This is a genomic window from Advenella kashmirensis WT001, assembly GCF_000219915.2.
Classification (GTDB): domain Bacteria; phylum Pseudomonadota; class Gammaproteobacteria; order Burkholderiales; family Burkholderiaceae_B; genus Advenella; species Advenella kashmirensis.
The window spans coordinates 4,260,339-4,286,533 of record NC_017964.1; the positions used below are offsets into that span (position 1 = coordinate 4,260,339).

26 protein-coding genes and 5 pseudogenes are annotated in these 26,195 nt (G+C 57.6%); 17 read left to right on the plus strand and 14 right to left on the minus strand.

Going from position 1 to position 26,195, the window contains the following annotated elements; all coding sequences use genetic code 11:
- The first annotated feature begins 8 nt into the window (after window positions 1-8).
- A complete protein-coding gene (locus TKWG_RS20050) occupies window positions 9-2,372 on the plus strand; it encodes a CHASE2 domain-containing protein (RefSeq protein WP_014752603.1) in 2,364 nt (787 codons plus the stop codon).
- On the opposite strand, the gene TKWG_RS20055 is transcribed toward TKWG_RS20050, so the two are convergent.
- The 4 genes and pseudogenes from TKWG_RS20055 to TKWG_RS20070 form a co-directional block, all read right to left on the minus strand.
- Window positions 2,332-3,141, minus strand: a complete 810-nt coding sequence (locus TKWG_RS20055; protein ID WP_014752604.1) for an HpcH/HpaI aldolase/citrate lyase family protein — start codon at window positions 3,139-3,141, stop codon at window positions 2,332-2,334. The two genes, TKWG_RS20050 and TKWG_RS20055, sit on opposite strands and share 41 nt — an antisense overlap.
- A 70-nt stretch (window positions 3,142-3,211) precedes the next feature.
- Window positions 3,212-4,413: pseudogene (locus tag TKWG_RS20060) on the minus strand (CaiB/BaiF CoA transferase family protein).
- Window positions 4,410-5,249 carry an FAS1-like dehydratase domain-containing protein gene (locus TKWG_RS20065; protein WP_014752606.1) on the minus strand — a complete coding sequence of 280 codons (840 nt, stop codon included), beginning with the start codon at window positions 5,247-5,249 and terminating at the stop codon, window positions 4,410-4,412. Before TKWG_RS20065 ends, TKWG_RS20060 begins: the two are co-directional and overlap by 4 nt.
- A gap of 606 nt (window positions 5,250-5,855) precedes the next feature.
- Window positions 5,856-6,832: pseudogene (locus TKWG_RS20070) on the minus strand (LysR substrate-binding domain-containing protein).
- 115 nt (window positions 6,833-6,947) lie between these two features.
- On the opposite strand from TKWG_RS20070, the pseudogene TKWG_RS20075 reads away from it, so the two are divergent.
- Window positions 6,948-8,107 (plus strand): annotated as a pseudogene (locus TKWG_RS20075) (acyl-CoA dehydrogenase family protein).
- Window positions 8,108-8,130: 23 nt separating this feature from the next.
- Complete coding sequence (locus tag TKWG_RS20080; protein ID WP_041709677.1) at window positions 8,131-9,501, plus strand: MmgE/PrpD family protein; 1,371 nt, start codon at window positions 8,131-8,133, stop codon at window positions 9,499-9,501.
- A gap of 211 nt (window positions 9,502-9,712) precedes the next feature.
- Here TKWG_RS20080 and TKWG_RS20085 read toward each other — a convergent pair whose 3' ends face one another.
- Window positions 9,713-10,672 carry a GlxA family transcriptional regulator gene (locus TKWG_RS20085; protein WP_014752610.1) on the minus strand — a complete coding sequence of 320 codons (960 nt, stop codon included), beginning with the start codon at window positions 10,670-10,672 and terminating at the stop codon, window positions 9,713-9,715.
- 171 nt (window positions 10,673-10,843) lie between these two features.
- On the opposite strand from TKWG_RS20085, the gene TKWG_RS20090 reads away from it, so the two are divergent.
- The 3 genes from TKWG_RS20090 to TKWG_RS20095 are packed head-to-tail and all read left to right on the plus strand — an operon-like array spanning window position 10,844 to window position 11,753.
- Window positions 10,844-11,284, plus strand: a complete 441-nt coding sequence (locus TKWG_RS20090) for a VOC family protein (RefSeq protein WP_014752611.1) — start codon at window positions 10,844-10,846, stop codon at window positions 11,282-11,284.
- 17 nt (window positions 11,285-11,301) lie between these two features.
- On the plus strand, window positions 11,302-11,457 hold the full coding sequence (locus tag TKWG_RS25610) for a VOC family protein (RefSeq protein WP_014752612.1): 156 nt from the start codon (window positions 11,302-11,304) through the stop codon (window positions 11,455-11,457).
- On the plus strand, window positions 11,457-11,753 hold the full coding sequence (locus tag TKWG_RS20095; RefSeq protein ID WP_014752613.1) for a VOC family protein: 297 nt from the start codon (window positions 11,457-11,459) through the stop codon (window positions 11,751-11,753). The genes TKWG_RS25610 and TKWG_RS20095 overlap by 1 nt, the downstream gene beginning before the upstream one ends.
- Window positions 11,754-11,863: 110 nt before the next feature.
- On the opposite strand, the gene TKWG_RS20100 is transcribed toward TKWG_RS20095, so the two are convergent.
- Together TKWG_RS20100 and TKWG_RS20105 are read right to left on the minus strand one after the other, a co-directional pair.
- The gene (locus tag TKWG_RS20100; protein ID WP_238534449.1) at window positions 11,864-12,163 is read right to left on the minus strand and encodes a DUF1289 domain-containing protein; all 300 of its coding nucleotides are present in this window, start codon (window positions 12,161-12,163) and stop codon (window positions 11,864-11,866) included.
- A gap of 27 nt (window positions 12,164-12,190) precedes the next feature.
- Window positions 12,191-13,564 carry a class II fumarate hydratase gene (locus TKWG_RS20105; protein WP_014752615.1) on the minus strand — a complete coding sequence of 458 codons (1,374 nt, stop codon included), beginning with the start codon at window positions 13,562-13,564 and terminating at the stop codon, window positions 12,191-12,193.
- Window positions 13,565-13,774: 210 nt separating this feature from the next.
- Here TKWG_RS20105 and TKWG_RS20110 point away from each other — a divergent pair, with 210 nt between their 5' ends.
- Window positions 13,775-14,407, plus strand: coding sequence for a glutathione S-transferase family protein (locus TKWG_RS20110; RefSeq protein ID WP_014752616.1), 633 nt, complete (start codon window positions 13,775-13,777; stop codon window positions 14,405-14,407).
- A gap of 130 nt (window positions 14,408-14,537) precedes the next feature.
- Here the strand turns inward: TKWG_RS20110 and TKWG_RS26745 are convergent, their stop codons facing one another.
- Together TKWG_RS26745 and TKWG_RS20115 are read right to left on the minus strand one after the other, a co-directional pair.
- Entirely contained in the window at window positions 14,538-14,825 is a 288-nt protein-coding gene (locus TKWG_RS26745; RefSeq protein WP_014752617.1) for an EamA family transporter, read from the minus strand.
- Complete coding sequence (locus TKWG_RS20115; protein WP_322786580.1) at window positions 14,795-15,448, minus strand: DMT family transporter; 654 nt, start codon at window positions 15,446-15,448, stop codon at window positions 14,795-14,797. The genes TKWG_RS26745 and TKWG_RS20115 overlap by 31 nt, the downstream gene beginning before the upstream one ends.
- A 130-nt stretch (window positions 15,449-15,578) precedes the next feature.
- On the opposite strand from TKWG_RS20115, the gene TKWG_RS20120 reads away from it, so the two are divergent.
- Window positions 15,579-16,139 (plus strand): DNA-3-methyladenine glycosylase I, encoded by a 561-nt coding sequence (locus TKWG_RS20120; protein WP_014752619.1) that lies wholly within the window; start codon window positions 15,579-15,581, stop codon window positions 16,137-16,139.
- Window positions 16,140-16,194: 55 nt separating this feature from the next.
- Here TKWG_RS20120 and TKWG_RS20125 read toward each other — a convergent pair whose 3' ends face one another.
- The 3 genes from TKWG_RS20125 to rocF are packed head-to-tail and all read right to left on the minus strand — an operon-like array spanning window position 16,195 to window position 17,602.
- Window positions 16,195-16,524, minus strand: a complete 330-nt coding sequence (locus TKWG_RS20125; RefSeq protein WP_014752620.1) for a PACE efflux transporter — start codon at window positions 16,522-16,524, stop codon at window positions 16,195-16,197.
- Entirely contained in the window at window positions 16,521-16,652 is a 132-nt protein-coding gene (locus tag TKWG_RS26295; RefSeq protein WP_264300259.1) for a hypothetical protein, read from the minus strand. The genes TKWG_RS20125 and TKWG_RS26295 overlap by 4 nt, the downstream gene beginning before the upstream one ends.
- Window positions 16,652-17,602, minus strand: coding sequence for an arginase (gene rocF / locus TKWG_RS20130; protein WP_014752621.1), 951 nt, complete (start codon window positions 17,600-17,602; stop codon window positions 16,652-16,654). The genes TKWG_RS26295 and rocF overlap by 1 nt, the downstream gene beginning before the upstream one ends.
- A 302-nt stretch (window positions 17,603-17,904) precedes the next feature.
- On the opposite strand from rocF, the gene TKWG_RS20135 reads away from it, so the two are divergent.
- Window positions 17,905-18,675 carry an SDR family oxidoreductase gene (locus tag TKWG_RS20135; RefSeq protein WP_014752622.1) on the plus strand — a complete coding sequence of 257 codons (771 nt, stop codon included), beginning with the start codon at window positions 17,905-17,907 and terminating at the stop codon, window positions 18,673-18,675.
- Window positions 18,676-18,711: 36 nt separating this feature from the next.
- Here TKWG_RS20135 and TKWG_RS20140 read toward each other — a convergent pair whose 3' ends face one another.
- Entirely contained in the window at window positions 18,712-19,428 is a 717-nt protein-coding gene (locus tag TKWG_RS20140) for a GntR family transcriptional regulator (protein ID WP_014752623.1), read from the minus strand.
- A gap of 100 nt (window positions 19,429-19,528) precedes the next feature.
- Between TKWG_RS20140 and TKWG_RS20145 the strand changes: the two genes are divergently transcribed.
- From TKWG_RS20145 to TKWG_RS20160, 5 genes and pseudogenes are all read left to right on the plus strand, one after another.
- Window positions 19,529-20,734 carry an ABC transporter substrate-binding protein gene (locus tag TKWG_RS20145; RefSeq protein ID WP_014752624.1) on the plus strand — a complete coding sequence of 402 codons (1,206 nt, stop codon included), beginning with the start codon at window positions 19,529-19,531 and terminating at the stop codon, window positions 20,732-20,734.
- 36 nt (window positions 20,735-20,770) lie between these two features.
- Window positions 20,771-21,330: pseudogene (locus tag TKWG_RS26750) on the plus strand (3-hydroxyacyl-CoA dehydrogenase NAD-binding domain-containing protein); the annotation flags it as partial.
- Window positions 21,331-21,348: 18 nt separating this feature from the next.
- Window positions 21,349-21,654, plus strand: coding sequence for a 3-hydroxyacyl-CoA dehydrogenase family protein (locus tag TKWG_RS26755; RefSeq protein ID WP_322786645.1), 306 nt, complete (start codon window positions 21,349-21,351; stop codon window positions 21,652-21,654).
- A gap of 251 nt (window positions 21,655-21,905) precedes the next feature.
- Window positions 21,906-22,847 (plus strand): BKACE family enzyme, encoded by a 942-nt coding sequence (locus TKWG_RS20155; protein WP_014752626.1) that lies wholly within the window; start codon window positions 21,906-21,908, stop codon window positions 22,845-22,847.
- Window positions 22,834-23,613, plus strand: a complete 780-nt coding sequence (locus TKWG_RS20160) for an SDR family NAD(P)-dependent oxidoreductase (protein ID WP_014752627.1) — start codon at window positions 22,834-22,836, stop codon at window positions 23,611-23,613. Before TKWG_RS20155 ends, TKWG_RS20160 begins: the two co-directional genes overlap by 14 nt.
- A gap of 11 nt (window positions 23,614-23,624) precedes the next feature.
- Here the strand turns inward: TKWG_RS20160 and TKWG_RS20165 are convergent, their stop codons facing one another.
- A complete protein-coding gene (locus TKWG_RS20165; RefSeq protein ID WP_014752628.1) occupies window positions 23,625-24,068 on the minus strand; it encodes a hypothetical protein in 444 nt (147 codons plus the stop codon).
- Between the two features lie 502 nt (window positions 24,069-24,570).
- Here TKWG_RS20165 and TKWG_RS25615 point away from each other — a divergent pair.
- The 3 genes and pseudogenes from TKWG_RS25615 (at window position 24,571) to TKWG_RS20180 (ending at window position 26,193) form a co-directional block, all read left to right on the plus strand.
- Window positions 24,571-25,151, plus strand: a pseudogene (locus TKWG_RS25615) (beta-ketoacyl synthase chain length factor).
- The gene (locus TKWG_RS20175; protein ID WP_202947743.1) at window positions 25,094-25,924 is read left to right on the plus strand and encodes a lysophospholipid acyltransferase family protein; all 831 of its coding nucleotides are present in this window, start codon (window positions 25,094-25,096) and stop codon (window positions 25,922-25,924) included. The pseudogene TKWG_RS25615 and the gene TKWG_RS20175 overlap by 58 nt, the downstream one beginning before the upstream one ends.
- Window positions 25,921-26,193: a phosphopantetheine-binding protein gene (locus TKWG_RS20180; RefSeq protein ID WP_014752632.1), complete on the plus strand. Its 273-nt coding sequence runs from the start codon at window positions 25,921-25,923 to the stop codon at window positions 26,191-26,193. The genes TKWG_RS20175 and TKWG_RS20180 overlap by 4 nt, the downstream gene beginning before the upstream one ends.
- Window positions 26,194-26,195 lie beyond the last annotated feature (2 nt).

Consider the following 26,195-nt stretch of genomic DNA (forward strand, 5'->3'; position numbering starts at 1 on the left):
CAGGCGTAATGCTGGGTACGCTTGGCCGACGCTTTCATCGGGAATGGGTTCTGGTTACACTGCTGATCCTGACCGTAACTGCAGTATGCAGCCAGTTTTCGCTTCTGTCGCGTTTCAGTTTTACCCTGTACGATGTAGCTGTCAATTACACAAAAGCGCGGCAGCCCGCGCCGGACATTGCCATTGTCGTCATCGACGACAAGAGCCTGACACAAATCGGTTTCTGGCCATGGGAGCGCAATGTTCACGCGAATCTGCTGACATCGCTGCGCAATGCGCGCGCTGTGGGATTCGATATTCTTTTTGCCGATGCCGACCCCCATGACCCCCAGGGTGATCAACAGCTGGAGCAGGCCATTGAACGCAATGGCACGGTGGTGCTGGCCAATTTTCTGACTGATCCCGGCCAGCAATTGCCGGTCAATCCCATCGCCAAACTGGCAGATGCCGCCCGTGCGCTTGGCTTTATCAATATTGTGCCCGATTCCGACGGCATGGTGCGCCGCATCCGTTTGACCGCGCCCCAGGACAACACGCAACAGCATTTTGCCCTGGCGATGCTGGCCGCCGGCGGCGATTCCGCCACGGTCGCCTCGCTCGCCGCACGCAGCACGCAACGCCCCTATCTGATCCCCTATGTGGGCTCCCCGCTCACCTTCCCCATGATTTCATACAGCGACGTGCTGTTCGGTCGTATTCCAGCCAGCTATTTCAACAACAAGTATGTCCTGATCGGCGCATGGGGAACCGGGATGGGCGATCGTTTTCCGACGCCGACCGCCACGAGCACCGTAGACAATATGTCGGGCGTCGAAGTCCTGGCCAACGTGCTGCAAGCGGCGCGTGAAGACAACTGGATTACCGAGCCCGGGACGTGGACGCACACATTGATCTCCCTGGTACCGGTGCTGTTGTTATTAATTGCGATCAGGCAACTGTCGCCCCGTCGAGTCCTGTTTGCCACGCTGGTGGCGCTGTTACTGGTGCTGGCCGGTTCACTGCTGACACTGGCCCTGGCCAGCTACTGGGTGTCTCCTGTCGCAGCCATGAGCGGGATTGCGCTGACCTATCCCGTCTGGAGCTGGCGCACGCAGGAAATTGCCCTGAACCAGATGAGTTGGGAAATGAGTGAACTCAATCGCGAGTACCCCCTGCTACGGGCAGAGATGGAATTGGCCGATGTGCCCCAGAAATTTCATTTGTCATTAAACGAACGAATCATGGAGTTGCGCTTTGCGCTGAACCGGGTGCGTTCACTACGCCAGTTCATCAGCGACAGCTTCAACGCCATTCCGGACCCCGCCCTGGTCTTTGACGCCAGCCATCAGCTCACGCTGTGGACCGGTAGCGCCAAACGATATATGGCCAGCCTGGGCGATCTGGCGCTGACCGAAGGGCTGCCGGTGCAGACCTTGCTCACTGCCATTATTCCCGATGCGTCGATATGTCGTGAACTGACGGCAGCCATTGAACATCCTGAGCGCGCCCTATCGGGGCAAATGTCGGAGACCGACAATGCGGCAACCGGCATTCATGCCGAGGAAGGATTCGAAGTGCGTGATCGCGCCGGCAATGACCTGTTGCTCAAATCCATGCCGACCTATACTGCCGGCCATCGCCGCTCGGGATATATCCTGAACCTGATCGATATTAGTGCGCTGCGTCAGGCCGAACGCAAGCGTGATGACACCTTGCGATTTATCTCGCATGACATGCGGGCGCCGCAAAACTCCATCCTGGCATTGATCGATCTGCAGGCAGATGCGACGCGCGCCTTGCCCACCGACACGCTGTTGCAACGCATCAGCCATTTATCGGAAAGAACCATTGGTCTGGTGGAAGACTTCGTACAGTTTACGCGTGCAGAAAAGGCGGACATCGAATTTGTACCGCTTAATCTGAGTGATCTGTTGCAGGACGCCATCAATGAACTCTGGGTCGATAGCCGGGCGCGCAATATTTCGATTGTGAGCGACATCACACCGCTATGCGCCTTTATCAAAGGGGATCAGTCTTTGCTGATGCGCTGCCTGGGCAATTTGCTGGACAACGCCTTCAAATACAGCGCAGACAATACAACGGTTACCTGTAGCCTGGCCTCGGCAGGCGACTTCTGGGAGGTGAGCATACGCGACCAGGGATGTGGCATCAGCGAGCAAGATCAGCAACACCTGTTCACGCTATTTACCCGCGTGGGCGCGGCCCGTGAACAAGACCCCGGGGGGCTGGGCCTGGGTCTGGTCTTTGTCAAGACCGTGGTCACGCGCCATCATGGCGATATTCGCGTACAGTCGACGCCAGGCGTCGGGTCTACTTTTATCGTCCGCCTGCCTAAGGATGAGGCTGAAGAATCCGCCGCGCTTTCTCTATAACCGGCATATCCACCATCTGGCCATCCAGCTTGAACGCCGCCCGCCCGCTTTTCTCATGTTCATTCAGTACCCGCTGGGCCCAGTCCTTTTCCTGCGCCGTTGGTTCAAATACCTCATGAATCACCGCCAGTTGGGCAGGATGAATGCAAAGCGCGCCTGCAAACCCCATGCCTTTGGCCAGCGAGACTGATTTTCTGAGTCCGTCGGTATCAGCAATATCCGGAAACACGCCGTCCAGTGGCGCATCAATGCCCGCCGCCCGGCTTTGGATTACCAGTTGCGGACGCACTGCCGCCAGCAGTTGCTGCGCTCCTTGCGAATCGCGATCCATGTTCAGGTCCAGCGCCAGATCCAACGCACCAAAAGACAGGCGCGCTACACCAGGAGCCTGGCACAGCTCGGGCAGGCGCATAATGCCCAGCGCGCTTTCAATAATCGGGTAGACCGGCTTTTTGGCCATCCCCGCAGCCTTGATCTGCGATTCGCTTTCGGCCTTGGGCAGCATTACACCCGTGATATTCGCAAGCTTCGCGCAGACGGCAATATCATCGTTGAACCAACGACTGCGCGCATCATTGACGCGCAACAGAAACTGCTGCTCGGGATTGGTAGTGGCAAATTCGCGCAGCGCATCGCGTGCGCTTTGCTTGGCATCCTGCTCCACCGCATCTTCCAGATCAACGATGACAATATCGGCGCCACTGGCCAGCGCCTTGGGAATTCTGTCAACCCGGGTGGCAGGGACAAACAGCGCGGATCGCATTTTCATGACTGGCAAACTCCTTGATTATTATGGGGCGGCGGCGCTTTCGCCCCCGCTTGTGTGTATTGACTGGCCGTCAGACGATACCGGCAGATTGCCACTGACTGACTGTGTCTTCATCATAGCCCAGTTCATCCAGGATCGCGGTCGAATGCTCGCCAAGCGCGGGGACCGCATCAATGCGAAAGTCGTAGCTGTTATTTACGCCGGGCGGCAAAAAGGTCGGCAGGGTTCCCACCGGACTGCCCATTTGCGTCCAGCGATTGCGCGCCTTCAGTTGCGGATGGTCCCATACCGCCTTCATGTCGTTGACACGCGCATTGGCAATCCCCGCTTTTTCCAGGCGTTCGATGATCTGCTCATCATCATAGGCAGCGAAGGACTGGATAATCAAATCACGCAAGGCGTCGCGATTGGTCGTGCGCATCGTGTTGGAAGCGAAGCGGGCATCTGTGGTCAACTCGGGTTTTTCCAATACCTGTTCGCAGAATATTTTCCATTCACGCTCATTCTGCAATCCCAGCATGATGGTTTTGCCGTTGCCCGCCAGAAACGGCCCATAAGGGTAAATGGCGGCATGCGCAGCGCCTGCCCTTACCGGTGGCGGAGCGCCGTCATAGGTGTAATACAGGGGAAAGCCCATCCACTCGACCATGCTCTCCAGCATGGTCAGGTCAATATGACTGCCCTTGCCGGTTTTGCCACGCTGCAATAGCGCAGACAGGATATGGGAATACGCATACATGCCAGCGGCAATATCGGCAATGGAGCAGCCCGCCTTGGCCGGTTCATTGGCGCTACCGGTCACAGAGACAAAGCCGCTCTCACTCTGGATCAACAGGTCATAGGCTTTTTTATGCTCGTAGGGGCCGCCGGCACCATAGCCCGAAATATCACACACCACCAGGCCGGGGTACTGTTCGTGCAGGGCATCGAACGAGAGCCCGAGGCGAGCCGCCGCACCAGGCGCCAGGTTCTGCACCAGCACATCCACCTGGGGTAACAGGCGAGCCAGCACTTCTTTGGCCTGTGGGCTTTTCAGATCCAGAGTAAGGCTTTCCTTGGAGCGATTGGTCCAGACGAAGTGAGACGCCATGCCGTTGACGCGTTCATCGTAATTGCGGGCAAAATCGCCCACACCGGGCCGCTCCACCTTAATGACGCGCGCGCCAGGTCGGCCAGTTGCCGGGTGCAAAATGGCGCGGCAATCGCGTGCTCCAGGCTCAGGACAGTGATGCCGTCAAGCGGGCGAACGCCGGTTGATTGTTCTGTTTTCATTTGAAAGTTACCTCTGCTGTCTGGGCAACGCTGCCCTCTTGTTCGGCCCATAGGCGGGCGCGGCCCGCTTCGGTGATCACGCCCTGGGCACGAAACTCGGCCGGGGCAATCAGCGGACGGTGACCGCGAAAGGAAAAACCGGTCACGGTTTTATCGGGGTTGGCATGGCAAAACGCCTGCAACAGACGGGTTGCAATCATCGGGCCGTGCACCACCAGACCGGGATAGCCTTCGGCTTGCGTGACATAGGGATGATCATAATGAATGCGATGGCCATTGAAAGTTACCGCAGAATAACGAAACAGCAGGGTGCTGGTCGGTATAACGGGCTCGGACCAGGTGCCAGCCTCGGCCGCTTCGGTACCGCCCAGTTTGGGGGCCGCAGGTTCACGATAAACAATATCCTGTTCCTCATGGATGCACAGTTGACCATCCTGTTTGTACTCATGCGTCACGGTCACAAACAGCAGTTTGCCGGTACTGCCCTGCTTTTCGCGAATGGCAGAAATAGTCGAGATACGTTCGCCGTCACGTCCGACCAGCAACGGCTGGTGAAACTGTAGTCGGCCACCGGCCCACATGCGGTTGCGATCATCGGCAGGCGGCAAAAAGCCGCCCCGCTTGGGGTGTCCATCCTGGCCAAGCTGGTCCTGCGGCGCCGGCTCAATGAATAGCGCCCATTGCCACAAGGCAGGCAATGCCTGCCCGGCAGCGGGCGCGGTCGTCTCCAGCGAGGCCGCTATTTTTCTTACATGAGAAGGGTTAATAAAATCCTGCGCCACTTCCTGGCGACCAATCCAGTCGGAAAGGTTGGACTGCTGAGCATCCTGAGTCATTCGCACTGTTTCCTGACAATAATAAAATAATACATTCTTCGGTAGCGGCCGGCGCGTCGTGTCATAGACGTATCTGAAAGCAGCACGGGCTGGCTTGCAGCAGCATCCCGGTAATGCGGCGCTCGCCACAGATCGGTTGGTTCTGCGCGCGCCTCATACAAGCACCGCTCATCCAAGCACAATTGCAATAGCACAATTGTAATAGGCTTGTGCGCGCCCGCGGCGACTCATCCTCGCTGCTAAGCCTGGCCTGAGCCTGAACCGGCCATTCATGAAAACCCGGCATGCCTGCGGGCGCTAAATCGAGCCACCAGCCAAAACCTGATAGCCATGAGCATAACCCTTAGGATCTCCGCAGGGAATTATTAATCCTGAAAGGGGGACTTTACCTGACCCTATGGCGGCCGATGTCCGGGATGCGCCGGCATTGCCTGGGCACTATCCGGACCTCGCCTGAGCATGAATGGGGATTGCCTGGGAATGACGCAGGCCTTTAGCCCGGCGTTTGACGGGATAGTCGCAGACAGGTGACATATAACCGGCAAGAAGGCGGCCGCCCGACGCAACCGATGGTCCGGCGCCCCCGATCGCTTGTTGCGTCCCGGCTTAGCGCTTGCCGCGCTTGAGATTGCGCAGGCGGCGCTCCTCTTCGGCCGAACCGGCCTCGCCCGCCTCGCCCGCATCCGCCTGCATCAGCGCCACCAGTTCCTGCGCGAAAGACGGCAAATCTTCCAGCCGACGCACGCACACATACAACCGCCGCAATGCCCAACTGTCGCTCAGATGAATAATCTTCAGCGGCATGTTGGCCACATAGCGCAACGCCGCCGTTTCAGGGATCACGCCAATGCCGGCGTTGGCTGCGATCATCCGGCAGGCCGCTTCAAAGCCGCCTACTTCGACGCGAAAACGCAAGGGGCTGCCCAGCGTTTCGGCGGCCTGCTTCAAAAACGCATGAATTGCACTCCACTCAGACAAGCCGACGAACTCATAGGACAGCGTTTCTGCAAATGCCAGTTCATCGTATGCCGCCAGCCGATGATTCTGCGAAGTGACCAGCACCAGGTTATCGGAACGGTAGGGAATGAAACGTACGCCATCGTCAGAGGCGATCTGGTCTTCGTCTATGCCGGCCACCACGCCAATATCGGCCAGCCCTTCGCTGACCAGCTTGACGATACGATAACTCAGGCGTTCGCGCAGTTCGACGCTGACATCCGGATGCAGGGCAAGATAGCGGCTCAGGATGTCTGGCATGAATTCGTTCATGGCGGTGGTATTGGCATACACCCGCACCTTGCCTTGATGCCTTCGGCAAATTCGCGGATATCGCCACGCAAATGCTCCAGCTGACGCAGCACAATATGGGCATGGCGCACAAAAGCCTCGCCTGACGGGGTCAGCGTGACGCCCTGGCTGTTACGGTACAGCAAGGCCGTTCCCAGATTGTTTTCCAGGTTTTTCACCCGGTTGCTGGCCGCCGGCAGCGACAGGTGCGAGCGCTCGGCGCCTTTGGTCAGGCTGTTCACTTCGCTGATGTGCACCATCAGTTGCATGTCCGTGAGGTCAAAATGCATCGCCATCTGCGGTGCTCCTTAATAAACGCTAAAGTCTTAGTTAAGCAAACATCAATATTCAGAACCGGTGCAATCTGTCAAAGTACAGGCTGTTCCTGTTAACATTTCCGAGACTTCCATCATGCAACATCAAGCTGACGCCTACCAGGACATTCGCGATGCCATTCGTGATTTGTGCGCCCAATTTCCTGCTGAGTATTTTCGTGATATTGACGAGAAACGCGCCTACCCCGAGGCCTTTGTCAATGCCCTGACCGAGGCTGGCTGGCTGGCTGCCCTGATTCCCCAGGAATATGGTGGTTCGGGCCTCAGTCTAACTGAAGCGAGCGTCATCATGGAGGAGATCAACCGTTGTGGGGGTAATTCCGGAGCCTGCCACGGCCAGATGTATAACATGGGTACACTGCTGCGCCATGGATCGGACGAGCAGAAAAAACGCTACCTGCCCAGATCGCTACCGGCCAGTTGCGTTTGCAGTCCATGGCTGTGACCGAACCGACCACGGGCACCGACACCACCAAAATCAAAACCACCGCCGTCAAAAAAGACGGCCGCTACGTGATCAATGGCCAGAAAGTATGGATTTCCCGTGTCCAGCATTCTGATCTTATGATTCTGCTGGCGCGCACCACCCCGCTGGATCAGGTCACCCGCAAGTCCGAGGGTATGTCCATTTTCCTGGTCGATATTCACGCTGCCCTCAAGGGTGGCATGACCCTGCAGCCTATCCCGAACATGGTGAACCACGAAACCAACGAGCTGTTTTTTGACAATCTCGAACTGCCTGAAGAAAGCCTGATCGGCGAAGAAGGCAAGGGGTTCAAATATATCCTTGACGGCTTAAATGCCGAACGCACGCTGATTGCGGCCGAATGTATCGGCGACGGTTACTGGTTTATCGACAAAGTCAGCGCCTACGTCAAGGAGCGCAAGGTGTTCGGTCGCCCTATCGGCCAGAACCAGGGCGTACAGTTTCCTATCGCCAAGGCCTTCATCAATATCGAAGCGGCCAGCCTGATGCGCTATGACGCGGCGCGCCGTTTTGATGCCAAACAGGCCTGCGGCACCCAGGCCAATATGGCCAAGCTGCTGGCCTCGGAAGCCTCGTGGGAAGCAGCCAATGCATGTTTGCAGTTCCACGGCGGCTTCGGCTTTGCCAATGAATACGATGTAGAGCGCAAGTTCCGTGAAACCCGCTTGTATCAGGTCGCGCCTATTTCAACCAATCTGATTTATTCTTATGTTGCCGAGCACGTTCTGGGCCTGCCCCGTTCGTTCTGATCCGGCCCATTATTATCCGTTTTTTGTCCAGGAAGCCTGTTATGACACAAACGCCCAGCGCCACTCTCGCCGAATTTTCCGCCACGCTCAGCTATGAGATGATTCCTGCAGCGGTTATTGCCCGCTGTGAAGATTTTCTGCTGGATACCTTTGGTTCCATGCTCGCAGGCTATCCGGCGCGACCGGTCAAATCGATCCGTGATTTTGCACTGGCCATGGGCCCGGCCCAGGGCAGTGCGCAAATCATCGGCTCTACGCAGACCACCTCGCCGCTGTTCGCCGCGCTGATCAACGGCGCTGCGGCGCATATGGTGGAACAGGACGATGTACATAACGGCTCGGTATTTCATCCGGCGGCTGTCGTGTTTCCTGCAGCGCTGGCCGTGGCCCAGGAGACGGGCGCTTCCGGTCGGGATCTGCTGACTGCCTGCGTCGCCGGCTACGAGGTCGGCATTCGTGTGGGCGAGTTTCTGGGGCGTTCGCACTACCGTATCTTTCATACCACCGGCACGGCCGGCACCATTGCGGCGGCCGTGGCCGCCGGCCGGTTGATGGGACTGTCGCCTGCGCAAATGCTCTATGCCATCGGCTCGGCCGGCACCCAGGCCGCCGGCTTGTGGGAGTTTTTGCGTACTGCCGCCGATTCCAAGCAGCTGCATACGGCCAAAGCGGCTGCCAATGGCCTGACCGCCGCCTGGCTGGCGCGCGATGGTTTTACCGGCGCCAAACAGATTCTCGAAGGCGCACAGGGCATGGGCGCAGGTATGTCCAGCGATGCCGATCCGGCCCGTCTGACCGACCGCCTGGGCTCGCGCTGGGCCCTGGCTGAAACCTCATTCAAGTACCACGCCTCGTGCCGTCATACGCATCCTGCCGCCGATGCACTGGCAAAGGTCATGCAGGACCATGGACTTGCCGCCGCCGATATCAGCCGTGTAATTACACATGTGCATCAGGGCGCCATCGACGTTCTGGGCGCGGTAACCCGCCCCGAGACCGTGCATCAGTCAAAATTCTCCATGGGTACGGTGCTGGCGCTGATCGCTCTGCGCCAGCGTGCCGGCATGCCCGAGTTCGATGCAGCACTCAATGACCAGGCCGTCGCAGACTTTCGCGACCGGGTCGCCATGGAGCTGGACGAAGAAGTTGACACCGCCTACCCACAGCGCTGGATTGGCAAGGTATCGGTCGTGACCCTGGATGGTCGTACGCTGCAGGGCCGGGTCGATGAACCCAAGGGCGATCCGGGCAATACCCTGTCGCGCGAGGAGATTCGTGAAAAGGTTCGCGGGCTGGCCCAATACGGCAAGTCTCTATCGGAGAATCAGGTGCAAACAGGCATGCATGCCATCGAAGAAATTGGCAAGCTGTCGCGCGTGGGCGCCATTTATTGAGTTTGCCAACGCAACGCCCCTGCACTATCGGGGGTTGGCAGCTCACGGTTGGGTTTGTTGTACATGAAGCCGTCGGCGAGGGCTCTTCCAGAGCCGACGGTAAGCGATACCTGTGTTAGCGAGATGACCCGACGACGCGCCGCGCAGGCGACGACGGGCGCGCCAGTGGCTGCTCATGTCACAGTCTGTCAGGTCTGGCCCTGGCCATGTTCTACTGATACCGCTCTCTATAAGCCAGTGGCGATAAGCCGCTATATTTACGAAAAGTATCGCGAAAGGCCTTGGCGTCGTTATAGCCCACCCCGTACATCACATCTGAAATCGTACTGCTGGTCATCTCAAGTTGCCGCTTGGCCGCTTCCACCCGGATACGCTGCTGATATTCCAATACCGATTGCCCGGTGGCCTTGCGAAAGCGCCGCTCCAGCGTGCGTCGCCCCATGGCGAAAGAGTCGCATAATTGCTCTACAGTAATTTTTTCCGAATAGTGCCGTTCCAGAAAGGATTGCACCGGGGTGATGCTTGCGTCGCCATGCGCCTTCCAGCCATTGAAAATGGAAAACGGCAGCTGTGAGTGACGTTCATAATCGAGCTGGAATACCTTGGCACAATAGATGGCTGTGGCCCGGTCCGAGTGCATTTCGATCAGGTGCAGGATCAGGCGGCTGGCCGAAATCGCGCCGCCGCTGGTAAAGACACCCCCATCAAAATCCATGGTTTTCTCGGCATTCCAGCGTACCCGGGGAAAGGCCTGTTGCATGGCCTCCAGGGCCTGCCAGTGCGTCACCGCCCGCAACCCGTCCAGAATACCTGCCGCCGCCAGCAGGGAACTACCCATGCACAGGCTGGCTACCGGCGCACCCTGTGCAAATTTGGCGCCGATCCAGCCGATCAGCTTGGCGTTTTCACTTAACGCTGCGGGCGATGGCGTGGTCGGCGGCACAATATACAGATCCGCTTGCGGAATATCCGGCAACAGATGATCCGGATGGATCGTGTAATGCCCGTTGCCGGCCCGTATGTCGCTTTGCGCGCCCGCCAGCGATACCTCGAACGGCATGGGCAGGTTTTGCTGCTTACGATAGCTGCAGGCTTCGGCAAGACCCAACCTGGCCTGTTCCAGACCGGCAAGATTGACGCCTTGGGGTACAAGAAAAACAATCTGCTTCATGGCACACTCCGCTTGCGGATTTCCGGTAGCACACACGACCGGATACGCGCCCACTATACGGCAGAATGTTGTCGCAATCAACCCGCTCAATTGCCGTTATCTGCACTTTTCAGCCCATGTGTTGCGCCTCTATAGTGTCACCATGTCAACGACAGCCAACCGGAGGTCCTCATGCGCGTCACGCTCTCACCCTATCTGAATTTCGATGGCCAGTGTCGTCAGGCGCTCACGCTGTACCATGCCTGCTTCGGTGGCGAGCTCAAGTTCCAGACCGTGGCCGACAGCCCACCCATGTCGTCCGACTCTGGCTGTGCAGCCTCGTTGTCCAACCCCCAGGCAATCATGCATGGACATCTGGTCAACCAGGACTTTATGATTCTGGGAAGCGACATGAACGGTCCCGCAGGCTATCGTCCGGGCAACGATTTCGGCTTCGGCGTGAGCCTTGACAGTGAAGACAACCTGCGCCGTTGCCTGGAGATTCTCGCCAGCGGCGGCATCATTACCGTGCCACCCGGGCCGGCGCCATGGGCAGACTTGTTCGCGGCGCTTACCGACAGGTTCGGCAAGATCTGGTATCTGAATTACTTTGGCAGCAAATCACCCCGATAATCCTACTGGAGTTCACCATGAATACAGACAACCCCACCCTGCTTTACGTTAATCTGCCGGTCAGCTCGGTTGAAGCGACCAAAACATTTTTCTCGGGCCTGGGCTTTACCTTTAACGCCATGTTCTGCGATGAAAACGCGTTGTGCATGCCCATCAGCCCATGGCAAGTGTGATGTTTCTTCAACAAAAGCGGTTTTCCGACTTCACCCCCAAGCCGGTTGCCGACGCCCACAAAAGCAGTGAAGTGCTGCTCTGTATCAGTCGCGATTCCCGGGAACAGGTAGACGAGTTTACCAACCGTGCCCTGGCGCTGGGTGCGAGCGAAGCCCGGGAACCCCAGGAACATGGCTTCATGTACGGTCGCAGCATAAATGACCTGGATGGCCATATCTGGGAAATCATGTGGATGGATATGACGCAGTTCCCGGGCAATGATGCCGCAACCCAGAGCGACAATTCCACCGCCTAGCAACTGCAAGGGTATTGTGGCGCGCGACAGGGCAACAGGGAAAGCAGAGGCGTTGCGCCACGTGCCGGAATCCGTGGCCGCCAGAAGGCGGTACCGACGTTGCGCATCAATCAGGTGCCCGGCAGGCGTGGCTCGTCGTCTTCAATACCGGTCTGGTTATCTGCTGCCTGGCCGCCAGTTGCCTGCGCCCGTGCCGCCAGCGCTTCCAGAATCAGCTTGTGCCTGCGCTGGGTACACAGGCGCAATATTTCGCGCTTGCGGGAGTCTGAAAAGGTCTGCCATTGAAACCGCTCTTCCCGGTTGCGCAGACAGCCCCGGCACAGGCCGCGGCTGTTCACTTCGCATATCCCCCGGCAGGGGCTGGGAATGTCGAAAAACTCGAGCTGTTCCATTGCTATTTCAGACTGCATATTCACCAGGCATGTTCATCATGGTGGTTACAGTCCGCCCTCGGTCAGTTTTTTCGGGTCAAGCAGCTTGCGCAATTGCGCCTGGCCCAGATCGGTGTTTTCGTCAGCCACGTCGATCACCGGCCGCTTTTCCTTGTATGCCTGCTTGGCGATTTCTGCCGCTTTCAGGTACCCGACCACCGGATTGAGCGCTGTGACCAGAATCGGATTCTTGTCCAGCGCCTCCTGCAGCCTGGCCTCATTGACTTTGAAGGTGGCAATGGCTTTATCGGCCAGCAGGCGCGACACATTGGCCAGCAACTGAATACTGCCCAGCAGGTTGTGGGCAATCATGGGCAGCATGACGTTCAATTCAAAATTGCCTGCCTGCCCGCCCACGGTAATGGCGGCATCGTTGCCGATCACCTGGGCAGCGACCATGGCAGTAGCCTCGGGAATCACCGGATTGACCTTGCCCGGCATGATCGACGAGCCCGGCTGCAGCGCTTCCAGTTCAATCTCTCCCAGGCCGGCCAGCGGGCCCGAATTCATCCAGCGCAGATCATTGGCAATTTTCATGAGCGTGACCGCCGTGGTCTTGAGCTGTCCTGACAGCGCCACGGCAATATCCTGGGAGCTGATATGGGCAAAGAAGTTTTCGGCTGGTTTAAATCGCACCCCCGTCAGCGTACTGATCTGGCGGGCAAACTCAGCAGCAAATTTTGGATGGGCATTGATGCCCGTACCCACCGCGGTGCCGCCCTGCGCCAGAGTCTGCAGCAGCGGCTGCTGCGCCTTAAGCAACTGGATATTCTGTTCGACCTGCACTGCCCAGCCTTCGAGCGACTGGCTCATGCGTACCGGCATGGCGTCCATCAAGTGGGTCCGGCCCGTCTTCACATAGCGATCCACTGCGCGCGCTTTTTTGCGAATCACTTTGGCCAGATGTGTGAGTGCCGGCAACAGTTCTTTGTGCAGTTGCACCGCTGCGCTGATATGAATGGTGCCAGGAATCATATCGTTGCTGCTTTGCCCGTAATTGACATGATCATTGGGGCTGACCGGCTCGCCATACAGTTTACTTGCCAGCGTGGCCAGCACCTCGTTGGCGTTCATGTTGGTGCTGGTGCCCGATCCGGTCTGGTAGATGTCGATGGGAAAATGCACCATGAAATCGCCTTCGAGCAAGGTATCCACGGAAGTTACGATTGCCTGACCCATGTCAGGTGGAATCTGTTTGAGCCTGACATTGGCTTTGGCCGCCGCCGCCTTGGCCAGCAACAGGGAGTGGATAAAGGCAGCTGGCAGACGCTGTCCGCTGATCGGAAAATTATTAATGGCGCGTTGAGTCTGCGCACCATAAAGCGCCTGGGCCGGAACATCCAGTTGTCCCATACTATCTTTCTCGATCCGTGTTTTCATTGCCTGACCTCGTCCGTTCAAAATATGAAAATGCCGCGCTAGGCAATGGCGCTGCCATGCCCTGTCATTCCATTATAAGCACCGCCTGACCAATGAAAGGCAAAGCGGCAACCTGCAATTCAATTTGCCCTGCCCGGCACCTGCACACTATGATAAGAGCGAAGCGCAATCTTTTTCCCTATCACCCTTTTTTCCTGTAAGGATTCCATCATGTCAGCCAGCCGCATTACCTTTTACTCCAACCCACAGTCCCGCGCTGCGGTTATCCACTGGATGCTGGAAGAGTTGGGCGAACCGTACGATACCGTCTATCTGAACTATCAGGGAGCCATGAAAACACCCGAGTATCTGGCCATCAATCCGATGGGCAAGGTTCCGGCCATCATGCATGACGGCCAGGTGGTTACCGAAGGCGCGGCCATCTGCGCATTTCTGGCGGATCAGTACCCGCAGAAAAACCTGGCGCCCGCGATCGACAGCCCCTCACGCGGCGCTTATTATCGCTGGCTGTTCTTTGCGGCCGGGCCGCTGGAGGAAGCGATCACCATGAAATCCCTGGGTATGCCCATTCCGGCGGACAAAAGCGCGATGCTGGGTTTTGGCACACTGGAGCGCACGGTCGATGTGCTGGAGCAGGCTGTGTCCAGCACCACCTGGATTTGCGGCGAGCAGTTCACTGCTGCCGATGTGTACGTGGGTTCGGCAATCCGGTTTTATATGCAGTTCGGTGCACTTGAACCACGCCCTGCATTTAAGGCCTACGTGGACCGCATCACGCAACGGCCTGCCTATCAGCGCAGCGCCAAAATAATGGAACAGGCCATGGCCAAATCGCAGCAGTAAATCAAACCTCTACACGGATCGCATAAAAAGACTGACCCTGAACAAAAAATACGGTCCTTAAATACGGACCGTGAAACGCATTGCCCGGGCCGGTCCCGCAGGCAGCGGCCCGAGCGCGATACTGCAAGGGTCAGGGCAGCGCTGCTGGCGGTCGTCGTCGCACCCGCAGCCTGAGTTCGCTTACCACCACGCTCACGATAATCAATACGGCGCCAAACAGCGCCAGCGCCGAATGTCGTTCGTCGGCAAATACCCGACCGATGATACCTGCCCATACCGGTTCGCCCGCATAAATGACGGTGGCGCGCGTGGCGGAAATATGGTTCTGGGCCCAATTCATCGTGATCTGGATCACCGCACTGGCCAGGCCCAGCACCAGAATACTAATCAGCAGCACGGGCGAGGCCAGATCGGGCATGCCCTCGCCTCGGGCAACCCCGTCAGGCCTGCCAGCAATGATGCAGTGGCCAGTTGCACGATGGTCACCCGCCGCAGATCCACCTGACCGGCAAAACGGCTGATCAGAATCACTTCCACCGCGATCGCGATCGCGCTGAAGACGGTCAGCCACTCCCCCGTACCCGCCCCGCCTTCCATGCTTTGCGGATCAGCCAGCAATACCAGCCCGATAAAGGCCATGGTGGCACCGATCCAGTTCATGAGCGTTGGCGGACGTTTCAGAAACAACCATTGCATCAGCGGGACCAGCGGCACATACAAGGCCGTAATAAACGCCGACTTGCTGCTGGCAATGGTCTGCAGGCCAACCGTCTGCAGGCTGTAGCCCAGAAAAATACACAGACCGATCAGCAGCCCGGCACGCACTTCCAGACTCGTCAATCCGCGCAGAATGCGCAGGGAACACAGCATCATGGCCAGCGCGGCACAGCCAAAGCGCATGCCGACAAAAACGAATGGATCACTGTGCACCAGCGCTTTCTGTACGATCAGAAAGGTGGCGCCCCAGAAGACAGTAATAATCACGAGCGCAATTTCGTAGCGATTAAGCGCAAGCAAAGAAGTGGGTGCAGATTGGCTCATGATGGCGGTTGGTCGCAAGCCCGACAACGTGGCCGGTCACTGCAGGTCTGTCCAGGAGGTAGAATAATGCAGAATGTTAGCAGACCCTGGTGGTTTGCAACTGCCCTTTTTTGCCTGATCAGGAAACACCATGAGTTACTGCGTATTCGTTGCCCAATTGCCGCCAGAATCGGCTTCCCTTCATCGTTCTTACCATGACGAACGTTACGGGTTTCCGGTGAACAATGACAATGAGCTATTTGGCCGGCTGATCCTGGAAATCAACCAGGCAGGGTTGTCCTGGTCGACCATACTGAACAAGGAAGCGAATTTTCTGCGCGCGTATGACAAGTTTGATATTGATACCGTTGCGGCCTACTCTGACGCTGATCGCGAACGGCTACTGCAGGACGCGGGGATCATCCGCAATCGCCTGAAGATCAATGCAGCCATTCACAATGCACAGGTCATTCAGGGACTGCAAAAAGAACATGGGTCCTTCAAGGCCTGGCTGGATCGACACCATCCCATGAATAAAGAAGAATGGGTGCGCCTGTTTCGCAAAACATTCAAGTTCACGGGCGGCGAAATTGTTGGCGAGTTCCTGATGAGTACCGGCTACCTGGCGGGTGCGCACGATGAGGATTGTCCTGTGCACGGCCGGGCCAGGAAGGCTGGTGCCTTGTGGGCCCTGCCATCACAACGGAAATAATTCGCTGACGGTGCTGCGACTCGGGAGGTGCCGGGTACACGGTCCACTTACCTCATTAACACTCTTGCGGTTGCCGCCCCCAGTAGCGGCTGCGCAGGGTGTCGTAAACCAGATTGTAGATATACGCGTAAGGCAGATAGAACAGAATCAGCCCGATGTCGAGCACCAGCGCTTCCCATAAGCCGATGTTCAGCCACCACATCACAAATGGAATTGCCATGACCAACAGGCCCAGTTCAAAACCAATGCTGTGCCAGATCCGCATGATCAGCGTCTTGGTTTTTCCGCTAGCGGCCAGAAAGCGGTCGAACATGGCGTTGTAAACCATATTCCAGATCAGCGCCATAATGGCAATCACAACCGTCACCACCCCCATGTCGGTCATGGAATGACCAGAGAGCACGGCGGCCAGCGGGGCCGATAGCCGATGGCCAGCACTTCAAAAATAAGGGCGTGCAGGAACCGTTCAAGAACCGTCTTGTTTTTTTCCTGACTCGTTGTTGTTTGTTGCATTATTGCCTGCCAGAACCATTTTTGTGTTTGGGGCGCACCAGCGTGCTTTGTCCGAACAGGCTGCGCACCAGGTCCAGCGCCACTTCGGCGGTCTGGTTACGTACATCCAGTGCCGGATTGAGCTCGACAATATCGAGCGAAGCCATGCATTCGGTATCGGCAATCATCTCCATGCATAGCTGGGCTTCCCGATAATTGGGCCCGCCGCGCACGGTAGTGCCTACGCCAGGTGCAATATCCGGATCCAGGAAATCCACATCAAAACTCACATGCAAGTGAGTGTTTTCATCCAGGCCATGCAAGGCCTGTTCCATGGTATGGCGCATACCATGCTCGTCAATGAAACGCATATCGAATACTTCTATGCCCTGCTGATGGATGAATGTTTTCTCACCTTCGTCCACACTGCGAATCCCGATCTGGCGCAACATATCAGCCTGCAATGCCGGCACCTGCCCGGCCATTTCCACCAGCTCTCGCGGCCCATGACCAAACAGGCACGCTACCGGCATGCCATGGATATTGCCGCTGGGTGTCAGGTCGGCCGTATTGAAGTCGGTATGCGCGTCCAGCCACAACACCCGCAGTTTGCGGCCCTGTTCCCTGCAATAGCGCGATACCGCAGAAATTGACCCCACCCCAAGACAGTGATCGCCCCCCAGCATAATGGGGAATCGTCCCTGGCACAGCTCGGCATACAGCGCATCATGGGCCAGCTGGTTCCAGGCGATAACCTGTTCCAGATGCCGGTAGCCTGCCTGTGGCGGCAACCAGGGATTGGGCGGGCCATTCAGATTACCGCAGTCCCGCACCGCGATGCCCAATTGCGCCAGCGTTTGTGTGATCCCGGCAACCCGAATGGCTTCCGGGCCCATGCTCGCACCGCGATGGCCCGCGCCGACATCGGTCGGCACACCGACCAGACTTACTTGCTTGCGTATATCCTGCACTTGACTGTTTCTCCTGACGATTGCGACCAGCGCCGCGACAGGGTTTGACCGGCAGCTGCAATCTCTGATAGGGCGTTTTTGACGACGGTTTATTGTAACCGCAAAAGTGCAAGATCCGAGACCGGCCATGACCGCAAAGTGACCTTGCCACAGCCCTGCCGCTGCCTGTCGTAAACGACTGATCGGCACCACACTCTGATATTTTTACCAGCGGTTACTGTGATCACACTTTAATATTTTCGCTGTGCCAGTTATGATACTCGGCATAAAGTGACAATTTTCACCATAACCAGGAGACATATATGGATTTGCAGGGACGACGTGTATTGATCACAGCCGGTGGCAGCGGCATCGGGCTGGCCATGGCGCATGTTTTCACCAAGGCAGGTGCATCGGTGTTTGTTACCGATATCAACGAAGCTGCGCTCAAAACCTTGAAGTCGCAGTTGCCGCAAGTACATGCCGTCACGGCGGACGCGGGCAATGAGCGCGATGTCGTGCGCAGTGTGGAGCAGGCCGTCCAGGCACTGGGCGGACTGGATATTCTGATCAACAACGCCGGCATTGCCGGCCCGACCGGACCGGTAGAGGATATCACGCTTGCAGAATGGGAAAATACCCTGCGCATCAACATCACCGGCCAGTTTCTTTATGTGCAGAATGCGTTGCCGCATTTGCGCAAGGGAACCCACCCGGCCATTGTCAATCTGTCATCGGCAGCGGGCCGCCTGGGCTTTGCCGGCCGCACGCCCTATTCGGCCTCCAAATGGGCCGTCATCGGCTTTACCCGCTCCCTGGCCAATGAACTGGGGCCCGACGGCATCCGCGTCAATGCGATTTGCCCCGGCGCCGTAGACGGCCCGCGCATTCAGCAGGTCATCAGCGCCAAAGCCAAAATGCTGGGCAAACCCCACGCCGAGGTGGAAGATACCTACAAAGCCCAGTCGGCCATGCATACCATGGTCACCGCAGACGATATCGCCAACCAGGCGCTCTTCGTGTGCAGCGATCTAGCCCTGAATATTTCAGGACAGGCGCTGGCAGTGGATGGCCATACAGAAAAACTGTATTGATCCGCCAGGGCTTCCGGCAAGCCCTGCGAGTTCACTTCAGTGGCCGGGGCTGCTGCCATCCGGCGGCAGAAACAGGCTGGGCATGCGCGTGGTCATATATTCGAAAGCTTCTCGGATGTCGGCAACCACGGCCCGCCGGGCTGCCTCGGCATCACCACGCTGCAATGCCCCGATCATGGCCCGATGATGCGCCACGGCCACCTGCTCGCGGGTACGGGGCGAGCCCTGGCGCAGGTCGTAGTTCAGTATGGGGCCGATTCGCAGCCACATGCTCTCTATCATCTGGAACAGCACCGGCATGGCTGCAGCCTCATAAATGGCAAAGTGAAACTGCTGATTCAGACTGACCAGTTCCTGCGTATCGGCCTGCGGCTTGGCCATTTCCCGTGACAACGTATCGTTGATCAGGGAAATGTCCGACAGCAGCGATGCAGTGACATTTCCCGTTGCTTCGGCCACCGCCATCCCTTCGATCTCAAAACGGATCCGGGTAATTTCCGTGAAAGTTCCCACACTCAGGACGGGCACTCGCACCGAGCGGTTTGGCGTCACTTCCAGCGCGTGATCGGCCACCAGCCGGGAAAAGGCGTCGCGCACCGGCATCATGCTCACACCCAGCGCCTCGGCGGTTTTCCGGATAGAGAGCTGTTCCCCAGGCATGACCCTGCCACTCCACAGCATCTGTTTGATCTGTTCCAGAACGGATGCGCTCAGGGTTTGCCGGCTGGAAGTGACTTCTCTTTCGTTTTTCATATAAGGGTAATTACCAAGGTTTTTTCTGTGATCACAGTTGTTATAGTCTACTTATATCAACAACAACGACCTTCTGCAACCGCAGTGTATAGGAGACAGGATGAAATCAACAACATTAGTGCTTGCCGGGTGCTGCGCGCTGGCTGCAACCCCGCTGGCACATGCCGCAGCCGGTATTTCGGATAAGGAAATCCGCATCGGCTTTATTACCGATATGTCCGGCGTGTACGCCGATACCGACGGCCCGGGCGGCACCGTGGCCATCCAGATGGCGATTGACGAGGTAGGCGGCGCCATTGATGGTAGCAAAATCACGCTTGTGACGGCCGATCACCAGAACCGCGCCGATCTGGCGGCCTCAAAAGCCCGCGCATGGATCGACCAGAATAAAATTGACGTGATCATCGGCGGCACCAATTCAGCCACCACCCTGGCCATCGCCACCGTGGCCGCCAAAAAACAAATCCCGCTCATTTCCGTGGGGGCCGGCGCCACCGCCATCACTAACGAATACTGCACTCCCTACACCGTGCATTACGCCTACAATACCCGCGCGACGGCCTATGGTGTAGCATCCGCCGTGCTCAAGCAGGGGGGCAAAGACTGGTTCTTTATTACCGCAGATTATGCGTTCGGCCATGCCCTGCAGAAAACCGCATCCGAAGTGGTCAACCAGTCGGGCGGCAAAGTCATGGGCAGCGTCAAAGTACCGCTGAGTACGGCCGACTTTTCGTCCTACATGCTGCAGGCCCAGTCCTCGGGCGCCAAAATTCTGGGCCTGGCCAATTCAGGCAATGACTTCATCTCGGCAGTCAAGGCAGCCAACGACTTTGGCGTGACCTCCAGCATGCGGCTGGCCGGCCTGCAGGTGTACATCAGTGACATTCATGCGCTGGGGCTGGAGCCAACCCAGGGCATGTACCGCACTGCCCCCTGGTACTGGGATCAGGACGAAGCCTCCCGCACCTGGTCGCAGGCTTTCATGAAAAAACACGGCGCCATGCCAACCTTCAACCAGGGCGGCGACTATTCGGCGGTCAAAACCTACCTGAAAGCGGTGGCTGCCAGCGGCACTGACGATGGCAAGACCATCATGAACTGGTTCAAATCAAATCCGATTGCCGATTTTTATATCAAAAACGGCAAAGTGCGGCCTAACGGCCTGCTGGTGCACGATATGTTCCTGTACGAGGTAAAGAAACCTTCTGAATCCAAAGGTGAGTGGGATTACTTCAAAGTGTCTGCCACCATTCCGGGTGAGGAAGCCTACGGCCCCGAGTCCGAATCGGCTGCGTGCAAGCTGTAAACACGCGCTTTCATACCATTACGGGGGCAATCCAGTATGGCCACGGTCGATCACCGACATGAGCCATACCCTGCCCCCACTTCTTGCGGAAACCCTGTCATCGTGAATGCCCCTATTGCTTCAGTCAGTATTATCGGCACCGGCCTGATCGGCCAGGCCTGGGCGGTGGTCTTTGCCCGCGCCGGTTGCGTCACCACGCTATGGGACGGCAATGCCCAGGCTGCCCGTCAGGCAGTCACGCTGATCGAGCAGCAAATGCATACGCTGGCGCAGTACGGCCTGATTAACGATGTACCCGGCGCCATGGCGTGCATCCGGGTCGCAGATAGCCTGGAAGCGGCGGTTGCCGATGCCAGCTATGTGCAGGAGAATCTGCCCGAAGTGCTGGACATTAAACTGGATATTTTTGCCCGGCTGGATGCCGCCGCCCCACCAGAGGCCATTCTGGCCAGTTCCACTTCGGGTATTCCAGCCTCGGCGTTTACCGAGGGGCTGGCCGGTCGCGCCCGCTGTCTGGTTGCCCATCCGGTCAACCGCCGTCCCTGATTCCTGTGGTGGAACTGTGCGGTGCCCCATGGACCAGCGAACAAACGGTCGAGCGCGCCCGTGCTCTCATGGATGCCGTAAACCAAAAACCAGTCACTGTATTGCGGGAGATCGACGGTTTCATTCTGAACCGGCTGCAGGGCGCGCTGCTGCGCGAGGCCTTCCGGCTAGTGGAGCAGGGTTATGTCTCGGTGCAGGATCTGGACACCACGGTCAGCAACGGCCTGGGGCTACGCTGGTCGTTTATGGGGCCGTTCGAAACCATCGACCTGAACGCGCCACAGGCATCGGCGACTATGCCCAGCGCTATGGGCCGCTGTATCAGGAACTGGCCAAAACCCAGGTCGATACCCGACCCTGGTCAGGCGAGCTGATAGACAGCGTCACAACGGCCCGCCGGGCCGACCTGCCGGAAACAGAACTGGCCGCACGCCGGGCCTGGCGCGATCAGCGTCTGATGGCGCTGGCGGCCCACAAGCAGCATGCCCAAGACACCGACAGCAATAAGCAGGACCCCTGCTGACCCGCTACTGATCCGGTACCGACCACCAAGGGCTTGCACCATAGCCCCGCACTGCGTCAGCATCGGAACCGCAACTTATTTTCTGAAACTGGATAACACGTTATGAGCACAAGCAAAAAACCACACAAAGTTATTATTACCTGCGCTGTCACCGGTGCGATTCACACGCCCAGCATGTCCGCACATCTGCCGGTCACTGCCGACCAGATTGCCGATGACGCGATTGCCGCCGCCCGTGCCGGCGCCGCCATCCTGCACCTGCACGCGCGCGACCCCAAAGACGGTCGTCCCACTCAGGACCCTGAATTTTTCAAGCCATTTCTGGCCCGCATCAAAGCAGAAACCGATGCCGTCATAAACATCACCACCGGCGGCAGCCCCCACATGACGGTGGAAGAACGCATGCGCCCGGCCACCACCTTCAAGCCTGAGCTGGCCTCCCTGAATATGGGCTCCATGAACTTCGGCCTGTACACCATGCTGGATCGCTTCAAAGAGTTCAAGCACGAATGGGAGCGCGAGCACCTGGAAAAAAGCCGCGATCTGGTGTTCAAAAACACCTTCAAGGATATTGAAACCATCCTGCGCCTGGGCAACGACAACGGTACGCGCTTTGAATTTGAATGCTATGACATCAGCCATTTGTATAACCTGGCCCACTTCATGGATCGCGGCTTGGTCAAATCGCCCCCTTTCATTCAGTCCGTATTCGGCTTGCTGGGCGGCATTGGCCCGCATCCGGAAGATCTGATGCATATGCGCCGCACCGCGGACCGTCTGTTCGGGCAGGATTACCAATGGTCGATCCTGGGTGCGGGGCGTAACCAGATCCCGCTGGCCTCCATGGGGGCGAGCATGGGCTCCAATGTGCGGGTTGGCCTGGAAGATTCGCTCTGGATTGCACCGAAACGGCTGGCCGAGTCTAACGCCGATCAGGTCTCGCAGATACGCCAGGTGCTCGAGGGCCTGAATCTGCAGATTGCCAGCCCCGACGAAGCGCGCGAGATCCTGCAATTGAAGGGTGCGGCTAATGTCAATTTCTAAGGGCGCGGCGCGATTCTCTCTGGACGGGCAGCTTGCTTTGGTGACCGGCTCCAGCCGGGGTATCGGACTGGCCAGTGCGCGTGCGCTGGCCGAGCAGGGCGCCAGGGTCATCATCAATGGCAGATCGGCGCAGACAGTATCGCAGGCCGCAGACACCCTGCGCCAGGCAGGGTTGGAGATTATCCAAGCGCCTTTTGATGCGGCAGATATCCAGCAGTCGGTCGCCGCCGTTGACCGACTGATCCAGGAACACGGCCCCATCCAGATTTTCATGGCCAATGCCGCCATGCAGCATCGTGAAAGCCTGCTGACTTTTCCCCAGGAAAAGTTCGAAGAAGTGCTCTGGCTCAATCTGACCGCACAATGGGCACTGGGCCGCCATCTGGCCACCCATATGGTGCAGCAAAAATACGGACGCATTATTGTGACCGGTTCGGTCACGGGCCTGCAGGGACGCAAGGATATTTCCGCTTACACTGTCGCCAAGGCCGGCCTGCATGCGCTGGCCCGGCAATGGGCCGTGGAACTGAGCCCGCATCACATTACCGTGAATGCGGTCGCGCCCGGCTACATTGCCACCGAGTTCAATGATGCGTTGCAAAACGACAAGGACTTTAACCAATGGCTGTTTGACCGCGTGCCCCAGCAAAAATGGGGCAGCCCCAACGACATTGCCAGCGCCGTATGCTACCTGGCTTCGCGGGAAGCCTCGTTTGTCACAGGCCAGACGCTGGCCGTGGATGGCGGCTTTACCATCGCGTTGTAGACACGTGGCGCTCAGCGGACGATATCCCCCCTGAGGGCCACGCCCGTCACGAAGGCGCCGGCATGACACTCATAATTGACCGTGCTCGAATTCACGTTCTTTTTGTAATAACTGACGATATTGCTCACGCCTGTGCCGCCCAGCTCCCTGGCCCGCTGCTGCAGTTGCTTATAGGCAGACAAAAAAGCCCAGGCGCAGGCTTTTTCATCGCTTCCCTTGCCGACCCGGCTGGTTTTCTTGTTGGTAACGGCATCGGCCTGGATTACCTGCCCCGGCCCGCTGCGTCCGAATGTCATTTTGATGGACGGATCCACGATGTTCGCCGCTTCCGGGGCGGCCAGCGCCTGGGCGATCGGCAGGTCATAGCGCGTATCACGGGCATGCGCCTGCATACTCGTCACACTTGCCGCTGCCAGAAGGGCGGTCAGACATACGATGGAAATTTTACCTGGCATTGCATTTCTCCTGAGCAAAATATTAGAAACCACTACACTGCCGTCAGGCAGGATGTAACAACCCCTGGCCGCCCTGAAACGATCTGAATTCAACTGCGACATATGCAGACAGCACAACGCCGCAAGCAGCCAAATGTGTACTATATTTCTGAATCCCCCGATAAGCTGGGGCCACTGTATATGAACCAGAAGGTCGAACGGCCGGGACAGGGTTGTCCGACCGCGGCCATACCGTGGGTTTACGTTTCCAAGCCAAAATATGTTAACTATTGTAACATCAAGAAACATATTATAATAATTTTTCGTTCAGCCGATACTCTGAGACCACTAACTTCACATGCTCGCCTTTGAATTGACCATTTCCGAACAGATCGCGCTTGCTCCGGGTTTGTCCACTGCATCGCAGTGGATACGGTGGCTGCAGGCAGGCGATGCGCAGGAAAAAGAGCATAGCCGGGCACAGAACCCGCAAGAGCCGCCGGTACTTGATTTTTTGCCGGCCATGCAACGCCGCCGCTTAAGCGCGCTGTCCCGGCTGGTCTTTGCGGCAGCCTGGCCCATTCTGAAGCAACATCCGCAATGCCCTGTGGTATTTTCATCCCGCAATGGGGAAATCAACCGCAGTTTTCAGTTACTGATTGAACTGGCCAAAGGCAATGGCGTTTCCCCTACCTCGTTCGGCTTGTCGGTACATAATGCCATTGCCGGCCAGCTGGCCATCCATCATGCAATTACGCCGAACAGTCGGCCATTTCAGCCAACAGCAACGGCCTGGAAAACGCCATGCTGGATGCCTGGCTGATGCTGCAGGATGGCTCCGAGCGGGCGCTGGTCCTCTACGCCAACGATCCGCTGGACGCCCAATACGATGTCGACATAGATCGGGGGCCGTTTGCACTGGCCTGTGCCCTGCTCGTACATAAGGGGACAGATTGGCGTCTATGCCTGGACACCAACAGCAGTGCCCCGCTAAACGAAGATGGTAGCGCAGGGGTGTGCGCACGACTGCTTGGCGGCCATACCCAATGGGCAACGCTTACGAACCAGCCGCCTGCCCGCTGGACATGGACACGCCAGACATGAACCGGGTCAGCACATATCTTTGGCACAAATGGCGCTGGCTGGCCATCGCCAGCGGCTATGTCGTCTTTGGTCTGTTCGGCATCATCCTCAAAATAGTGCTGCTGCCCTTCACCAGCAGGCTGCTGAACCCCTCCCTGCCGGCAAACCAGAAGCGGGCTCGCAGCATCATTCAATTTTTGTGGCGCCAGTTTCTGCGATACATCCGGCTCATTGGCGGATTCAACTACCGCTTCCCCAACCAGGACCGGCTGGGCCGCCCCGGACAAGTCATTATTGCCAACCATCCCTCGCTGCTGGATGTGGTCTTCATGCTTGCGCATGCCAGGCAGTCCAATTGCATCGTCAAGCAAAGCCTGCTGGACAACCCCTTCCTGAACAGCGCCATCCGCGCCTGCGGCTTCATTCCCAACGATGGGTCGCCCGATGTCATTGACCGGGCCGTCGCCGCCTTGCACAGCGGGCAGTCTGTCCTTATATTTCCCGAAGGCACGCGTACCGGCGAGGACGATGTTATCCGCTTTCACCGCGGCGCCTGCGCCATCGCCCTGCGCGGCGCTGCGGTGATCACCCCTGTTATAATCCGCATGCGCCCCCGTTGCTTTAAACGGAATCAGCCGTGGTATCACATCCCGCATGAAAAAGTTAATTATGAATTCATCATCGGTGATGATATTGATCCGGCCCACTGGAAGTCGGGAAAGCATATGCCAGCGGCAACCCGACAACTGAATGCCCATCTACAGACTTATTTTGAACGAGAACTACAGAAATGACCACAGCGCTCAATCTGGAAATCAAAGAATTAATTATCTCCAGCCTTGGACTCGAAGACATTGCGCCGGAAGATATAGATGACGCCGCCCCCCTGTTCGGCGAGGGGCTTGGCCTTGATTCGGTCGACGCTCTGGAACTGGGGCTGGCGCTGCAAAAGCACTTTGGCATCCAGTTCAACACCAAGACACAGAATTTGCGGGAACATTTCACAGATATCAATACACTTGCTGCGTTTGTCAATGAACTGAAAAACAATCCACATACCTGAGG

What these genes read in the sequence shown, in the direction of transcription:
- TKWG_RS25610 (WP_014752612.1), top strand. Translation starts at nt 11,302, where the DNA reads ATGAATACAGACAACCCCACCCTGCTTTACGTTAATCTGCCGGTCAGC.
- TKWG_RS20115 (WP_322786580.1), bottom strand. Translation starts at nt 15,448, where the DNA reads ATGAGCCAATCTGCACCCACTTCTTTGCTTGCGCTTAATCGCTACGAA.
- TKWG_RS20180 (WP_014752632.1), top strand. Translation starts at nt 25,921, where the DNA reads ATGACCACAGCGCTCAATCTGGAAATCAAAGAATTAATTATCTCCAGC.
- TKWG_RS20140 (WP_014752623.1), bottom strand. Translation starts at nt 19,428, where the DNA reads ATGAAAAACGAAAGAGAAGTCACTTCCAGCCGGCAAACCCTGAGCGCA.
- TKWG_RS26295 (WP_264300259.1), bottom strand. Translation starts at nt 16,652, where the DNA reads ATGCAACAAACAACAACGAGTCAGGAAAAAAACAAGACGGTTCTTGAA.
- TKWG_RS20135 (WP_014752622.1), top strand. Translation starts at nt 17,905, where the DNA reads ATGGATTTGCAGGGACGACGTGTATTGATCACAGCCGGTGGCAGCGGC.
- TKWG_RS20095 (WP_014752613.1), top strand. Translation starts at nt 11,457, where the DNA reads ATGTTTCTTCAACAAAAGCGGTTTTCCGACTTCACCCCCAAGCCGGTT.
- TKWG_RS20110 (WP_014752616.1), top strand. Translation starts at nt 13,775, where the DNA reads ATGTCAGCCAGCCGCATTACCTTTTACTCCAACCCACAGTCCCGCGCT.
- TKWG_RS20145 (WP_014752624.1), top strand. Translation starts at nt 19,529, where the DNA reads ATGAAATCAACAACATTAGTGCTTGCCGGGTGCTGCGCGCTGGCTGCA.
- TKWG_RS26745 (WP_014752617.1), bottom strand. Translation starts at nt 14,825, where the DNA reads ATGCCCGATCTGGCCTCGCCCGTGCTGCTGATTAGTATTCTGGTGCTG.
- TKWG_RS20065 (WP_014752606.1), bottom strand. Translation starts at nt 5,249, where the DNA reads ATGACTCAGGATGCTCAGCAGTCCAACCTTTCCGACTGGATTGGTCGC.
- TKWG_RS20105 (WP_014752615.1), bottom strand. Translation starts at nt 13,564, where the DNA reads ATGAAAACACGGATCGAGAAAGATAGTATGGGACAACTGGATGTTCCG.
- TKWG_RS20100 (WP_238534449.1), bottom strand. Translation starts at nt 12,163, where the DNA reads ATGCAGTCTGAAATAGCAATGGAACAGCTCGAGTTTTTCGACATTCCC.
- TKWG_RS20050 (WP_014752603.1), top strand. Translation starts at nt 9, where the DNA reads ATGCTGGGTACGCTTGGCCGACGCTTTCATCGGGAATGGGTTCTGGTT.
- TKWG_RS20090 (WP_014752611.1), top strand. Translation starts at nt 10,844, where the DNA reads ATGCGCGTCACGCTCTCACCCTATCTGAATTTCGATGGCCAGTGTCGT.
- TKWG_RS20165 (WP_014752628.1), bottom strand. Translation starts at nt 24,068, where the DNA reads ATGCCAGGTAAAATTTCCATCGTATGTCTGACCGCCCTTCTGGCAGCG.
- TKWG_RS26755 (WP_322786645.1), top strand. Translation starts at nt 21,349, where the DNA reads ATGGATGCCGTAAACCAAAAACCAGTCACTGTATTGCGGGAGATCGAC.
- TKWG_RS20125 (WP_014752620.1), bottom strand. Translation starts at nt 16,524, where the DNA reads ATGACCGACATGGGGGTGGTGACGGTTGTGATTGCCATTATGGCGCTG.
- TKWG_RS20155 (WP_014752626.1), top strand. Translation starts at nt 21,906, where the DNA reads ATGAGCACAAGCAAAAAACCACACAAAGTTATTATTACCTGCGCTGTC.
- TKWG_RS20160 (WP_014752627.1), top strand. Translation starts at nt 22,834, where the DNA reads ATGTCAATTTCTAAGGGCGCGGCGCGATTCTCTCTGGACGGGCAGCTT.
- TKWG_RS20120 (WP_014752619.1), top strand. Translation starts at nt 15,579, where the DNA reads ATGAGTTACTGCGTATTCGTTGCCCAATTGCCGCCAGAATCGGCTTCC.
- TKWG_RS20175 (WP_202947743.1), top strand. Translation starts at nt 25,094, where the DNA reads ATGGGCAACGCTTACGAACCAGCCGCCTGCCCGCTGGACATGGACACG.
- TKWG_RS20055 (WP_014752604.1), bottom strand. Translation starts at nt 3,141, where the DNA reads ATGAAAATGCGATCCGCGCTGTTTGTCCCTGCCACCCGGGTTGACAGA.
- TKWG_RS20085 (WP_014752610.1), bottom strand. Translation starts at nt 10,672, where the DNA reads ATGAAGCAGATTGTTTTTCTTGTACCCCAAGGCGTCAATCTTGCCGGT.